We start from the raw sequence: 13,290 nt of genomic DNA on the forward strand, positions 1-13,290 counted from the left end.
GCCGTTTCCGAAGTCTATTTATTTTACCGGAAAGTCATTCACTTCAGAGGTACCACCAAAATCATTGACGTAACTGAATGAGACGGTAGATCCGATCTGAGTATTTGCCGGAAGAGTGAACGTTCTGTCAGAAAATGGCGATACCATATCCAGATAAATATCCTGAGCGCTACCCTTTTTCAGGTGCAGGCGGTTCAATGAGATATACATCGGACCTTTATTGGTCACCACTAATTTATTCCCGGTTTGTTTCCACACCAGTTTCAGGACTTCCTTATCCAGCGTCGTATTCAGCCCCTGTGGGCGATAAAAAAGTTTTAAACGACTGTGGACTGCAATTTGCAAGGTATTTGCTTCTTTTGCCGCGGGAGGAATTTCCTGAAGATTAATCCAGAATAATGACTCGCGGTCTGCCGGTAATCCATGACCGGCATAAATAAAGCGGAGTGTCGCTTCTTTACCCGCATCGATACGCATGATGGGTGGGATCACCTGCATCGGAATCGTTGCGGTACTGCTACGATCTTCATTTTCCAGCCAGCTTTGCAACATGTAATTCTGGTCGCTCTCGTTTTTCAAAGAGAGCGAAGCAGAACTGCTGTCTGAATTATAAATGACTCTGGTAGCTTCCAGTTGTATTGCTGCAAACGATGAGACTGAAAACAGCTGGATCAGTGCAAAAAAGATAAATTTCTTCATCATTACTTCCTGTTTTGCCACCAGAGTCTTGGCGATTACTGATATTCAATAGAGAAGTCAGTGGTCGCGTTAGCTGCACCGCTTGGCGTTGCGGTGGCGAATGCATGGTATCTGGCCGCCAGTTTAATATTTAATGCGCCGGTAGAGTCAGTTGCCTGGAATGGGACTGCGCTACTGGTATCACCGATAGTATAAGCTGCGCCGCTTGCTAAATCTGTAATTTTAATACCTACAGAAGACGATGGATCGGTAGTGGTACCGGTCGGAGTCAGTTTCAGTAAGGTAGGGAAGCCAGAGACGGCGGTACCATCAAAACGGACTTTGATTGAACCGGTCGCACACTTGGTCAGGTCGATTTCAAAAGGACGTGGACCTGCTTCCTGGTTAGCCGTGGAAAGCGCTGAACTTGAGTAGTTCCCCATGGCAACGGTAATCGTTTTGTTTGTGGCGTTAGTCACAGAACAACCTGACTGCGTGATGTTTCCGGTAAAGGAAACGGTTCCATCCGCAGCAAATGTCTGAACTGATGCCAGAGTTAAGGTCAGAGCTGCAATTGGTAACAGAACTTTTTTCATTTTACTACCCCATGACTGATTAAAAATAATTATGAAATGTAAGGCGGAGTTCCTCAGAGAACCGATAAAGGCTCTGCCATTCTGATAACCAGCCTTGAGGGCAAACACATCAGGGAGCATCTCCGTGAAAAAAATATATCACTTCAGATGTTCTTCATTGATAGATGGAGGTAATGGATAAATGTTCTTTGATAGTTAAAGATGCGTTTACTTTTAACTGTGGATGAACGTTAAGTTTTTAACATATGTTGCTAAATATTTTTACAACTTGCAGGGCATAGCACTGCAGGCAAATATCTTGCTGAAATACTGAATGTTATTGCTTTTCCTCTGCCGGCATCCGTCCGGAGATCATTTCCCTCCCGCTTCGGGGGGAAAAGATGAAATAAAACGAGGGGCGACAGTGAGATCTGGAAAAAAAAATCAGATTGCGGTGAAAATTTTTATCAGAGAAGGGAAAAGGGAGAGAAATGCTTCACGGGCATAAGGCGTGGGGACGTAAATTCACCTGAAACAGCCCCCGGTAACGGGGGCTGTAAAATCACTTCAGGGTAAAGGTATAAGACCCGGTAGTTCTGTGACCATCGACAGACAGTGCATGCCAGGCTACCTGATATTTTCCCGCGGACAGCGGCGTATCAAGCGGGAGCACCAGCGTATTTTTCCCCTGGCTGCTGAGTGAAGCCTTACCGGTACTGACCGTTTTATCGCCCTGATGTGTCAAAGTGGCGCCACTGAAGGACGGCTCCAGATCTTCCGAAAAATGCAGGGTTAACTGTGCAGGTGCGACGGTGATCTGGCTCTGTGGTGCCGGTTCGGCGGAAGTCAGGTGCGCATGGGCCAGTACGCCCGTGCTGGTCAACGCAGAGACAAGCAGGGTTGCTGCGACGGTCAACGTTTTTACTGAAAAAGACATGGTTAATTTCCTTGTAATAATGTCAGCGTGTTCCGGAGCCTGATGACGGGAGCGACATCAAAGGGGTGACTCCGGAACCCGTATGCTGCTTTTGCAGGGAAAATCCCTGGTCTGCCGGTAGTCCCTGAACAAGCGCAGGGCATCTGGCTGTGAAGGGGGTTCCGGCAGGAAAACACTTCCCCCGACGCCGGAACCGGGCCTTAACGGTGACCGGCCCCGGAGATTTTTCGGGGGATGGCGTATCAGCCTGCTACTGACAAGAAGGAGGCGCCCGTGGCTGCAGTTCACCGGCAAAAAAAAGACCGGCAGGCATCGGTAACGTCCGGCGCACTCTGGCCGGTGGTCGTAACAAGGCTAACCCGCAGAGACTGAGCTGAACGACTAACAGCAGTGGCATGTGCACAAGCAGAGCGCAATACCCACAAACGGCGGTCTCCATTCCGTCGCCCTGTGTATGAGGCGTTACCGTGGCTGCCGTAGCGGAAGTGATATCTCCGTCCGGCATCGTGTGCATATTTCCGCTGGCGAGGGCGGGCGGCAGATGAGCTGGCTGAGACTGCAGATGACGGGACAGATCGGGCGCAATAAACATCATCAGTATTGCCAGTAAGGCAATCACTGCAGGAGATTTAGCCTGTGAGAAGCGGATAATAAATGCCAAAAGAAGTCATCCATCATTGACCATTCGCGCTATTGTAATAACTTTTCCGCAGGCATGTTAATTATTATTCCTTTTAATTTACATTATTTTAGCACTTGCATTGCACGAAAAGTCATTAGGGGCATCCCTGTCCTGCCTCCGGCTGAGATCCTCCCGATAACCTGATGTCCCGGTAGCGGGGGACGCACTGTCTGGTCTGGTCCGTGACGCTTTCCCGGAGTTCCCTGCCCTCTGGCGTAAACGTTGCAGATAAACCGTCTGACGGGCGTCGTACATTATATTTCAGGTATCGTCAGACACAGAGCCAGCGGCTTTGGCGTGCCGCGGCCTCCATCATCCCGGTTGTGACAGAAAACAGGGTCCAGGGCTGGCCGACTCTTTACCCTTCCTGCCGCTGAGGATAACGGGCAATCAATGTGCTCTGTCCTGCAAAATGGTGGCAGCAGATAACTCGCTTACTCAGGCAGCCGCCGGAACCTCGCTGATCACCTCACTTTCAATGACTCACCGTCCGCGCGGGGTATCGCTGCCGCCTTCGGAAAAACAGAGGCGCGGTGGATTTATCCGCAGCGGTCCCCGGCTATTTTCTGCTGGCAAAACGAATCAGATATGGGATTCTCCTGAATAAGCCGCGCTTTCGTCCGTCGGCGCAGGCGCAGCGACGGGGCGGGTCCGGCGGGGCAGGATCAGGTTAAGCAGGATCGCCAGCATACCTCCGCTGGTAACCGCACTCTGGAACATATTGCGTATCATCGCAGGGAAGGCCTTCAGCACTTCCGGTTGCGATTCAATCCCCAGCCCGACGCCAAAAGCAATGGCAATAATTAACATGCCCCGGCTATCAATCGGTTCACGGGTCATGATCCGGATCCCGGCAGCAACGACATTGCCGAACATGACCAGTGTGGCACCGCCGAGGACAGGTTTGGGTAACTGCTCCAGTACATGGCTGAACATAGGAAAGAGCCCCAGCAGCACAAAAATACCGCCAATCCAGAAACCGGCATAGCGACTGGCGACCTGGGTCATCTGGATGACACCGTTGTTCTGGGCAAAGGTGGTGTTCGGAAACGATGAAAATGTCGCCGCCAGCAGACAGCTCACGCCATCCCCCAGGATGCCGCCTTGAATACGTTTTTCGAATTCCGGACCTTCAACCGGTTGTTTTGACAACATACAGTTCGCCGTCAGATCCCCGACGGCCTCGATAATAGAGATAAGCGAGACCAGAGCCACCGGGATAAACAGAGACGGTGTAAAGTCCAGACCGAACCGGAAAGGGATCGGCAGGGTCATCAGTGATCCCGGAGTGCTGAATTGCGGGTGAAAAGTGCCGGTAAGCCAGGCTACCAGACTGCCGGCCACAATACCGGTAACAATGCCGGAAAGCCGCAGCCAGGGGAAGCGGCTGCAATTCATCAGTACAATCACCAGCACCGTCAGGGCACCGAGCCCCAGGTTTGCGGGGGCACCAAAGTCGGCCGCACCGAAACCGCCGCCCCAGTCACTGATACTGACGTTAATCAGACTGATACCGATCAGGACAATGACACTGCCGGTGACCAGCGGGGTCAGTAAACGTGAAAACGTATGAATAAACCGGCTGACAATCAGCGGGATGATCGCTGCCGCCAGATTGCAGCCAAAGATCATCGCTAACATCTGTTCAGGGCTGGCCCCCTGGCCCTTGAGCATTAATCCGCCAGAGATAATGACCCCCAGAAAGGCAAAGCTGGTGCCCTGCAGGCAGATCATACCGGCACCTATCGAGAAAAAGCGACCTGCCTGCACCAGGGTGCCCAGGCCTGAGGCGAAGAGCGACATACTGATAAGCCAGGGCAGGTATGAATTCAGCCCGAGTGTGGACCCGATGATCAATGGCGGAGTAATGACACCCACAATGCTGGCCAGCATATGCTGGATGGCAGCAAACAGTGCAGGCACTGCCGGGATCTTCTCATTCAGGCCATACAACAGCTCGGTATCATGCTTATCATTCATCGGGTGCACTCCGGGAAGAAACAAAAGTTTTATTTCTCAAGCAATATTCAGGCCATATCACGGGGGAGTGAGCCTCTCCGCTCAGGGGATCCCTTTTAACATATAGAAATTAAAGGGAATTAACCCGCAGAGGCTGAACCGGAAGGTAACAGGATGCCCACGGGACTCTGGAACGATTGTCTCAGGATCCTCCGCCGGATGACCCTTTTTTGTGCAACCACCGTGGTAACTTTACGCCGCAGTGCATGAGGGGAAACGGAAATCGCCGTTCTGACGGACAGGAGAAAGCGATCAGGCCGATGACTGACCGCAGTACAGAAATATTGCTTCTGCTGAATGTAAATTTGCCAGAGGAAAATCTGTGACGGTCAGCGGCAGGAAAACCCTTGCGGCAGTATCGAAGGGAAATCCTTCAGAGCGTTATGCTATGCACTTGGCGGTCTGGCTGGCAGTGGCGGGTGAGTCAGGCAGGGGAGTATCGTGCTCAGACTGCGGGGGAGACTCTGTTGACAGGGCGGCCCGGGGGAAAGTGCCCGGAGAAAGCACGACACTGACGAAAAAACACCCCCTCCGGACGAGGGGGCAGAGGGATTAGTAATGAATAACCGTACGGATAGATTTGCCTTCGTGCATCAGGTCAAAGGCTTCATTAATCTTGTTCAGCCCCATGGTATGAGTGACAAACGGTGCCAGTTCAATATCACCTTTCATCGCGTCTTCTACCATACCCGGTAACTGAGAGCGGCCTTTCACGCCACCGAACGCTGAGCCTTTCCAGACGCGACCGGTCACCAGCTGGAACGGACGGGTAGAAATTTCCTGACCGGCTCCGGCAACCCCGATAATGACCGACTGACCCCAGCCACGGTGCGCACTTTCCAGCGCAGCGCGCATCACATTGACATTACCGATACATTCAAAGGTGTGATCAACACCCCATTTGGTCAGTTCAACGATGACCTGCTGGATAGGTTTATCGTAGTCGTTCGGGTTCAGGAAATCCGTCGCACCAAACTGTTTAGCCAGTTCGAATTTTTCCGGGTTGGTATCAATGGCAAAGATGCGGCCGGCTTTTGCCTGACGGGCCCCCTGAACCACTGCAAGACCAATACCTCCCAGTCCGAAAACGGCGACAGAATCGCCAGGCTGAACTTTTGCTGTGTTATGAACGGCACCGATACCGGTAGTCACACCGCAGCCTAACAGACAGACCTGTTCAGGGTTCGCTTCCGGGTTAATTTTTGCCAGTGAGACTTCTGATACTACCGTGTATTCACTGAAGGTTGAGCAGCCCATATAGTGGTAGAGAGGCTGTCCCTGATAGGAAAAACGGGATGTGCCGTCCGGCATGACGCCTTTCCCCTGTGTTTCACGGACAGCGACGCACAGGTTAGTTTTGCCGGACTTACAGAAGTCACACTCCCCGCATTCCGCCGTGTACAGTGGGATCACATGGTCACCCACCTCGACACTGGTCACACCTTCTCCCAGTTCGACGACCACACCCGCCCCTTCATGGCCCAGTACCACAGGGAACAGCCCTTCAGGGTCATTACCGGACAGGGTAAATGCATCGGTATGGCAGACACCGCTATGGGTAATTTTAATCAGCACTTCACCTTTTTTGGGGGGAGCGACATCGATTTCTACAATTTCCAGGGGTTTGCCCGGGCCAAAGGCGACGGCAGCACGTGATTTCATAACATTATTCCTGTGACTGAGGGCAGATACGGCTATTTAAGGTAAGCGCGAACCAGCCCGATGGTATCGTTAACTGACGTATTGAGTGACCGGCTATCGGTCTCAGTACCGTCAAAGGTTTCTCTGATATGGCTTTCCAGCACTTCGGCCATCAGTCCATTGACTGCGCCCCGCACGGCGGCGATTTGCTGCAGAATAGCCCGACACTCTTCCCCTTCATCCAGTGCTCTTTCCAGGGCATCGATTTGCCCGCGGATACGCCGGACCCGGGTCAGGGTCTTCTTTTTTGCTTCCGGAGTGGATGGCATGTTGAATACTCTCACTGAGATTACCGGCACAAATATACTATATGGGAGTATAGTATGTGAAGTGTGATCCGTAATTTTTCCTTCTGTTTTGGTTGTCAGAAACGTATGTGCCTGATAATTCAGGAAGGAAAAATAATCTTTACCAGGATGCTTCGTCAGTCGACCTGCACCGGATTCATCCGGGAAAACTCAGTAAAATGATATATGATTTTTAACAGGTCAGGGCGGGGGGATCACAGGAATAAAAAATTAAGGAAGTCGTCCGAAGCTGCGTTGATACCGTGAACGTTTAAATAATTATTTTATTTTTTATGATGCTGTCGTCTGCATATTATTAAAGCAAAGCCCGGAGGAGAATTACGGGCTTTACCTGAATTATCGTAGCTCTTTAGAATAGGTCATTAAATTACAGAATAAACATCCTGTTTTGAAAATTAACTTTCCTGCTCAGTATGATTCACGGAGATTTCAATATCCTGAATAACTGATTCCAGTTCATCAAGCAGTTTTCCTTGCTGGTTTAATAACGTGTCAATACGTTGTGCAAATTGCTTATTCTTATACTCACCGGCATCGAAGGCCAGCCATTGTGCTGACAAGGTTTCACTGTTTGTCTGTGCATAATGACGCATTTCTTTTAGCTGTGACGTAACGTCCTGCAGAAATTCCACCTGTGTTTTCTGAACCTGATGATCACTCATTGATGCACCTCTGTTTTAATGATGAATAATGATTCACTATTAAGCGTAGCAGGGAGTTTTTCGTTATCATTAAGAATATTCGTATAACCCGAAAAATATAATAAATCACGTGATCATCAGTGCTTGAGAATATCTTAACATTAAGCGTGGCATCATTATTATTGGATGGGGGGTGGTGAGGCTAATCAGCAGTGCTGATGCCGGGGTGTTATATTTCCGGACGACTCACAGGTAATGGCAGCGTGTAAATCAATAGTCTCTGTTTAATATGTTCTGACGTTTATTCTTCTGCTGTGGACATGATATGGCAAAAGGGTACCAGCGGCCGGGCACAGACTTATTATCTTTTTTGCATATGGTCAGAAATATTAGTTGGTAGAGCCAGTAGATTGGCAATGGCATGATGCTCTGAGTTCCCAGTGGCAGGCCAGGCTTATGACATCTACAGACAAAATACGGTTACCGGTGATCGATCTCTCTCTGCTGCAGGGTGACCCCTGCCAGCAGAAACAGTTGTCTGAGCAATTACGAAAAGCAGCACGGGACATCGGTTTCTTCTATCTCCGCGGACACGGAATTTCTGACGAACTTATCCGGACTGTACAGCAAATAGCACGGCGTTTTTTTGAGTTACCTGAAGCCGATAAACTGACGGTCAGGATGGCGAATTCCCCTCATTTTCGCGGATATAACCGTGCCGGAGTAGAAATCACCCGTGGACACCCCGATTACCGTGAACAATTTGATATCGGCGCTGAACGGGTTGCCGTAAATACTCCCGACGGACCGGCATGGCAGCGACTGCAGGGGCCAAACCAGTGGCCGGTGATGTTACCGGCCTTAAGAGATGTGCTGACCCGCTGGCAGCATGAAATGACCGCAGTCGCCCTGAAATTATTACGCGCTCTGGCCGTGTCGTTATCGCTGCCGGAGCAGGCATTTGATGCGTTGTACGGTTCCCTGCCGAACGAGCATATTAAGCTCATCCGTTACCCCGGACAGCCGGTAACCGCTTCCGGACAGGGAGTGGGCGCACACAAGGATTCCGGATTTCTGACCTTATTGTTACAGGATCAGCAGGGGGGATTACAGGTTGAAGTCTCTCCGGGGGCCTGGACGGACGTCACCCCTATGGCCGGGACCTTTGTGGTCAATATCGGCGAATTACTCGAACTGGCCACTAACGGTTATCTGCGTGCCACCGTACATCGTGTTGTTTCACCCGCAGAGGCCCGGGAAAGGTTGTCGGTCGCCTTTTTCCTGGGAGCACAACTGGATACCACGGTACCGGTTTACCCGCTTCCCGATGCGCTGGCACAACAGGCCAGGGGAGCTGCCAGTGACCCTCTGAACCCACTGTTACGGGATGTCGGCTGGAATTACCTGAAAGGTCGTCTGCGCTCACATCCGGAAGTCGCTAAACGCTTTTATCCCGAATTTAACACTGAATAACTTTTGTCTGTCAGGAGAGTGCCAACAATGATCAAAAAAACCAGTATCACGCTTGCCGGGTTAGCTTTACTGCTGTCCCAAAACCTGTACGCCGCGCCTTTACGGGTGGCTGCGGATCCGGTTCCTCACGCCGAAATACTGGCTTATGTGAAAAAAATTGATCCGAAATTAGATCTGAGCATTGTTCAGATGAGTGGCGGAGGGATTAACCCGAATGAATTACTGGCCTCCGGCGATGTGGATGCTAACTATTTTCAGCACCTTCCTTATCTGAAAGATCAGGAAAAAGCACTGGGGAAAAAATTTGCGGTGGTGGCGGCTGTTCATATCGAACCGCTGGGGATCTACTCTCATAAGTATAAATCCCTGGCGGAACTTCCGGTCGGCGCCACCATCGCTGTTCCTGATAACGCTTCTAACCTCAGCCGTGCGCTGCGGTTGTTGCAGGATAAGGGAGTGCTGAAACTTAACGCCACCGGTGACAGCACATCAACCCTGCTGACACAGGCCGATATTATTGATAACACGAAGAAAATTAAAATTATCCCGGTAGACTCACCGCAGATCCCTCGCTCACTGGATGACGTGGATGCGGCGGTCATCAATGGTAATTATGCGCTGGAAGCCGGGCTTGTACCTGCCCGGGATGCGCTGGGATTGGAATCGGCGAAAAATAATCCCTATGCCAATCTGCTGGTCACCCGTCCGGAACTGGTGAATGACCCGCGAATTCAGGAACTGGCAAAAGATCTGACCTCACCTCAGGTCGCCGAATTTATCAGAAAAACGTACCAGGGATCGGTGATCCCGGTGGCGGGTCCATCGCATGATTAGTTTTCAACAGGTCACCAAACACTATCCCGGTGCAGACCAGCCTGCGCTGAATAATGTGTCGCTGGAGATCGGCAAGGGGACGATTTTTGGCATTCTCGGACGCAGTGGTGCCGGTAAAAGCACACTATTGCGGTGTATCAATCGCCTGGAATCTCCCGGCTCGGGACGTGTGCTGATTGACGGGCAGGATATTGCGGCGTTCAGCCCGGCCGCCCTGCGGCAGTATCGGCAGCAGACGGGGATGGTGTTTCAGCATTTTAATCTGCTTCATTCTCGTACGGTCAGTCAGAATATTGAACTGGCTCTGAAGATTGCCGGGATGGATAAGGTGAGGCGGAAACAGCGGGTCACAGAGTTATTGCAACTGGTAGGGTTGGAAGACTTTGCCGGCAGCTGGCCTGCGCGTCTTTCCGGGGGACAAAAACAGCGGGTGGGGATTGCCCGTGCGCTGGCCGCCAACCCCGGATATCTGCTGTGTGACGAGGCAACCAGTGCGCTCGATCAGGAAACTACCTGCTCGGTACTGGATCTGCTGGCGGAAATTCATCGAAAACTGAATATCACTATCGTGCTGATCACCCATGAATTAATGGTCGTTAAACGCATCTGTCACGAGGTGGCGTTACTGGAACAGGGGGTATTGCAGGAGAGCGGTTCGCTGCCGCAGATCATGGCGCGCCCTGACGGAAAACTCCGTCACCTGTTATTGCAGGACGGTGAAACGGATCGGGCATTCCGTGCCAGATACCTCAGTGAGGGAGAAACGAGATGCGTAGCGTAGACTGGCCGCAGTTTCAGGCGCTGATGCTTAGTGGTACCTGGGAAACGGTCTATATGGTGATGGTGGCTGCGCTGTTTACGGTCGCGATCGGCTTACCGGTCGGGGTCCTGCTGTTTCTGACCCGTCAGCACGGGCTGCTGGCGAATCGTTTTATTTCTCTGCTGCTTAACTGGATAGTCAATATTGGCCGGGCCTTACCGTTTATTATTTTACTTATTGCAGTGATACCGGTGACACGCTTTATTGTCGGAACCACTCTGGGGACGACTGCCGCGATCGTGCCGGTAACCCTGGGGGCTTTTCCTTTTTTTGCGCGAATTGTGGAAAATGCCTTAGCCGACGTCGATGCCGGGCCTGTTGAAGCGGTCGAATCGATGGGCGGAAATCTCTGGCATATTGTCAGCCGTGTTCTGTTGCCTGAGGCGCTGCCTGCGCTGGTTGCAGGGATCACACTGACCATCGTGATGCTGATCGGTTTTTCAGCCATGGCAGGGGTTGTCGGAGGCGGGGGACTCGGTGATCTTGCTATCCGGTATGGGTATCAGCGTTTCGATCATAATATCATGGCAGGGACGGTTGTTATGCTGCTGCTGATGGTCCTGGGAGTGCAGAAAGCCGGAGATTCCGCGGTACGGTTTCTGGCCCGCTGGCGCTGATGCCTGGCTCAGTGACCAGGGCATCCTTGTTCTGCCGGGCAGCAGGATAGGGTGCCAGGTACACGTTGGTCCCGTTCCGATCACCGCAAGGTAAAATGATGCCTGGCGCCTGAAGACCACCGGTTGACTGATGGTAACAGCCCATGGCTGAGTCTGCCTGTCTCCTGACTCGCGCCGATGTATATCATCGCGAGCGACAGAATAAAGACTGTCCTGCAATAAGCGTTCTGTTCTACAGTGGTATCAGGAGTAACACTACGTAAATAACTCACGGGGAACTTATGATCAGACTGACAGGCCGGCTGATAGCGAAAACAGCGGAGGATTCTGCGATTATTCGTCGTTATCTTCCGGAACATCAACGATTATCACGTGCAGAGGACGGATGTCTGCTGTTTGAAGTGGTTGAAAGTGACGATCCGTTGATCTGGCAGGTGGAAGAGCTGTATACGGATCAGCGGTCGTTCGACGGTCATCAGACCAGAACACGCAACTCTGAGTGGTGGGAGAAAACAGCTGCTATTTCAAGAGAATACAGTATTCATGAAGAATCTGACATCCCGGTGACTCCGGCGCTCTGATATAACGGTGTCACTGCCTCTCATCTGACAGGCCATTGGCCTCTCAGATGAGCTTACCCCGCTGTGCTGTATTACTGCCATTCCCCTTACGCCCCGCAGTTGTTGTCCGTCAGGCGATTTCTCCCGTTACCAGAGGGGCTGCGGGCAGACAAAACCGTGACATCTTCGTCGTATCTGCTCTACAAAACAGTGGGTTGCATAGCATATTGGTGTAAAGCATCAACGTAAATCGGGGCGGACGGTGCAACGTATCGGCCCGTCTGACGGTATTTTTGGCTGCAAAACGTCGCAAAATCACTATGAATATAAAAATCAGAAGTACAGAGGCAGGAGATGCGGCGCGGTACCTGACGATCGCTTGTCAGCAAAGTGTTCAGGAAAATACCCTGGCGATGCCCTGTCAGTCACTGAATGACTGGAATGAACGATTAGCCGGTAACGGCCGTGATGGGATTTATCATTTTGCTGCCGAAGCGGACGGAGAATTAGCCGGCATTATTACTGTGCGTAATCCTCAGCATCCCCGGCTCAGGCACACCACGAATCTGGGCATGTTTGTTGATGAAAAGCATACAGGTAAAGGCGTAGGTTCTGCATTAATTGAATTTGCTCTCCGGTATTCTTTTCACTGGCTGGGGGCGGTAAAAGTTGAACTGGAAGTTTTTACCGATAACCAGCCGGCCATCGGGTTATATAAAAAATATGGATTCCGGGAAGAAGGGGTCAGAACGAAGTCTGCGCTGAGAAACGGCCAGTATGTCGATGTCCTGATGATGGGGCTGGAAGTTCAGGAGGCCGGGGGCCTGCCGGTAAGTAGTCACGAGTGATCTGTCAGTAAGCTGTTTCAGCGGGCGGTTATGCCATGCGGGGAAGGGCCAAACACCCACCCACAGACACAGGATTCGACATTACAGCGGGTGCGGCAGGGGGATAAGCTGCCTGCCTCAGGGGGCCGGGACGGACCCGGCTTCAAATCATCTGCTGGTCTCCCTGCTTACAGCTTATCCTGCGGGCGCCGCTTTACCGATGCGCCTTCTAAGACCTTTCTGCCGGGGTTGTAGCAAAACAGACGTTATGCCCTGACGATAAACGATGCCGGGGCGGATCCCTCTGCGGAACAGGCCGGTACGACAACCGAAAATACCGGAAACCCCTGTCCGCCGGGAGATCCATGTTCGGCTCCGCCTGTTTTCTTTTGCCGGCGCCGGCTGAGCAGACAACTTCTGACGGCTAACTTCTTACGACTAACCCCTAACCCCTAACCCCTAACCCCTAACCCCTTCAGTGTTGCTGGTACTACGAAAGAGGATGATGTTCTGTGTCACGCTCAACATAAATGGCCCTGTGTTATGATCCTTTTTACTGTCAAAGGGATAATATCATTATGGGGTTGGTTTTCAGGGCCGCCCTCAGGTGAACACGAA

14 protein-coding genes are annotated in these 13,290 nt (G+C 51.6%); 6 read left to right on the forward strand and 8 right to left on the reverse strand.

The features are described from left to right. Nucleotides 1-18: 18 nt before the first annotated feature. The 8 genes from JK223_RS10400 to JK223_RS10435 all read right to left on the reverse strand — a co-directional run bounded on the left by JK223_RS10400 (nt 19) and on the right by JK223_RS10435 (nt 7,562). Nucleotides 19-702 (reverse strand): molecular chaperone, encoded by a 684-nt coding sequence (locus JK223_RS10400; protein WP_249213572.1) that lies wholly within the window; start codon nt 700-702, stop codon nt 19-21. A 32-nt stretch (nt 703-734) separates the two neighbouring features. Further along, nucleotides 735-1,394 (reverse strand): fimbrial protein, encoded by a 660-nt coding sequence (locus tag JK223_RS10405; RefSeq protein WP_371813107.1) that lies wholly within the window; start codon nt 1,392-1,394, stop codon nt 735-737. A gap of 421 nt (nt 1,395-1,815) precedes the next feature. Next, the gene (copC, locus tag JK223_RS10410; RefSeq protein ID WP_212714123.1) at nt 1,816-2,190 is read right to left on the reverse strand and encodes a copper homeostasis periplasmic binding protein CopC; all 375 of its coding nucleotides are present in this window, start codon (nt 2,188-2,190) and stop codon (nt 1,816-1,818) included. Nucleotides 2,191-2,440: 250 nt separating this feature from the next. After that, nucleotides 2,441-2,851 carry a DUF2946 domain-containing protein gene (locus JK223_RS10415; RefSeq protein WP_212714124.1) on the reverse strand — a complete coding sequence of 137 codons (411 nt, stop codon included), beginning with the start codon at nt 2,849-2,851 and terminating at the stop codon, nt 2,441-2,443. 603 nt (nt 2,852-3,454) lie between these two features. After that, nucleotides 3,455-4,852: a uracil-xanthine permease family protein gene (locus JK223_RS10420; protein WP_212714125.1), complete on the reverse strand. Its 1,398-nt coding sequence runs from the start codon at nt 4,850-4,852 to the stop codon at nt 3,455-3,457. A 591-nt stretch (nt 4,853-5,443) separates the two neighbouring features. Then, nucleotides 5,444-6,553, reverse strand: a complete 1,110-nt coding sequence (locus JK223_RS10425) for an S-(hydroxymethyl)glutathione dehydrogenase/class III alcohol dehydrogenase (protein ID WP_212714126.1) — start codon at nt 6,551-6,553, stop codon at nt 5,444-5,446. Nucleotides 6,554-6,585: 32 nt separating this feature from the next. After that, entirely contained in the window at nt 6,586-6,861 is a 276-nt protein-coding gene (gene frmR, locus JK223_RS10430; RefSeq protein WP_212714163.1) for a formaldehyde-responsive transcriptional repressor FrmR, read from the reverse strand. Between the two features lie 434 nt (nt 6,862-7,295). After that, nucleotides 7,296-7,562: a hypothetical protein gene (locus tag JK223_RS10435; protein ID WP_212714127.1), complete on the reverse strand. Its 267-nt coding sequence runs from the start codon at nt 7,560-7,562 to the stop codon at nt 7,296-7,298. A gap of 435 nt (nt 7,563-7,997) precedes the next feature. Between JK223_RS10435 and JK223_RS10440 the strand changes: the two genes are divergently transcribed. From JK223_RS10440 to JK223_RS10465, 6 genes are all read left to right on the forward strand, one after another. Continuing rightward, nucleotides 7,998-9,014 carry an isopenicillin N synthase family oxygenase gene (locus tag JK223_RS10440; protein ID WP_212714128.1) on the forward strand — a complete coding sequence of 339 codons (1,017 nt, stop codon included), beginning with the start codon at nt 7,998-8,000 and terminating at the stop codon, nt 9,012-9,014. Between the two features lie 27 nt (nt 9,015-9,041). Then, the gene (locus tag JK223_RS10445) at nt 9,042-9,848 is read left to right on the forward strand and encodes a MetQ/NlpA family ABC transporter substrate-binding protein (RefSeq protein WP_212714129.1); all 807 of its coding nucleotides are present in this window, start codon (nt 9,042-9,044) and stop codon (nt 9,846-9,848) included. Continuing rightward, nucleotides 9,841-10,629, forward strand: a complete 789-nt coding sequence (locus tag JK223_RS10450) for a methionine ABC transporter ATP-binding protein (RefSeq protein WP_212714130.1) — start codon at nt 9,841-9,843, stop codon at nt 10,627-10,629. Before JK223_RS10445 ends, JK223_RS10450 begins: the two co-directional genes overlap by 8 nt. Then, a complete protein-coding gene (locus tag JK223_RS10455) occupies nt 10,617-11,285 on the forward strand; it encodes a methionine ABC transporter permease (protein ID WP_212714131.1) in 669 nt (222 codons plus the stop codon). Before JK223_RS10450 ends, JK223_RS10455 begins: the two co-directional genes overlap by 13 nt. Nucleotides 11,286-11,566: 281 nt before the next feature. Next, nucleotides 11,567-11,866, forward strand: a complete 300-nt coding sequence (locus JK223_RS10460) for a putative quinol monooxygenase (RefSeq protein ID WP_212714132.1) — start codon at nt 11,567-11,569, stop codon at nt 11,864-11,866. A gap of 299 nt (nt 11,867-12,165) precedes the next feature. After that, nucleotides 12,166-12,693 (forward strand): GNAT family N-acetyltransferase, encoded by a 528-nt coding sequence (locus JK223_RS10465; protein WP_212714133.1) that lies wholly within the window; start codon nt 12,166-12,168, stop codon nt 12,691-12,693. Nucleotides 12,694-13,290 lie beyond the last annotated feature (597 nt).

This window comes from Tatumella sp. JGM118, assembly GCF_018257515.1.
Lineage (GTDB): Bacteria > Pseudomonadota > Gammaproteobacteria > Enterobacterales > Enterobacteriaceae > Tatumella > Tatumella terrea.

Bases quoted from the DNA above. Each gene is read 5' to 3' on its own strand.
- JK223_RS10400 (WP_249213572.1), bottom strand. From the start codon at position 702: ATGATGAAGAAATTTATCTTTTTTGCACTGATCCAGCTGTTTTCAGTC.
- JK223_RS10405 (WP_371813107.1), bottom strand. From the start codon at position 1,394: ATGCTCCCTGATGTGTTTGCCCTCAAGGCTGGTTATCAGAATGGCAGA.
- copC (WP_212714123.1), bottom strand. From the start codon at position 2,190: ATGTCTTTTTCAGTAAAAACGTTGACCGTCGCAGCAACCCTGCTTGTC.
- JK223_RS10420 (WP_212714125.1), bottom strand. From the start codon at position 4,852: ATGAATGATAAGCATGATACCGAGCTGTTGTATGGCCTGAATGAGAAG.
- JK223_RS10425 (WP_212714126.1), bottom strand. From the start codon at position 6,553: ATGAAATCACGTGCTGCCGTCGCCTTTGGCCCGGGCAAACCCCTGGAA.
- frmR (WP_212714163.1), bottom strand. From the start codon at position 6,861: ATGCCATCCACTCCGGAAGCAAAAAAGAAGACCCTGACCCGGGTCCGG.
- JK223_RS10435 (WP_212714127.1), bottom strand. From the start codon at position 7,562: ATGAGTGATCATCAGGTTCAGAAAACACAGGTGGAATTTCTGCAGGAC.
- JK223_RS10440 (WP_212714128.1), top strand. From the start codon at position 7,998: ATGACATCTACAGACAAAATACGGTTACCGGTGATCGATCTCTCTCTG.
- JK223_RS10445 (WP_212714129.1), top strand. From the start codon at position 9,042: ATGATCAAAAAAACCAGTATCACGCTTGCCGGGTTAGCTTTACTGCTG.
- JK223_RS10450 (WP_212714130.1), top strand. From the start codon at position 9,841: ATGATTAGTTTTCAACAGGTCACCAAACACTATCCCGGTGCAGACCAG.
- JK223_RS10455 (WP_212714131.1), top strand. From the start codon at position 10,617: ATGCGTAGCGTAGACTGGCCGCAGTTTCAGGCGCTGATGCTTAGTGGT.
- JK223_RS10460 (WP_212714132.1), top strand. From the start codon at position 11,567: ATGATCAGACTGACAGGCCGGCTGATAGCGAAAACAGCGGAGGATTCT.
- JK223_RS10465 (WP_212714133.1), top strand. From the start codon at position 12,166: ATGAATATAAAAATCAGAAGTACAGAGGCAGGAGATGCGGCGCGGTAC.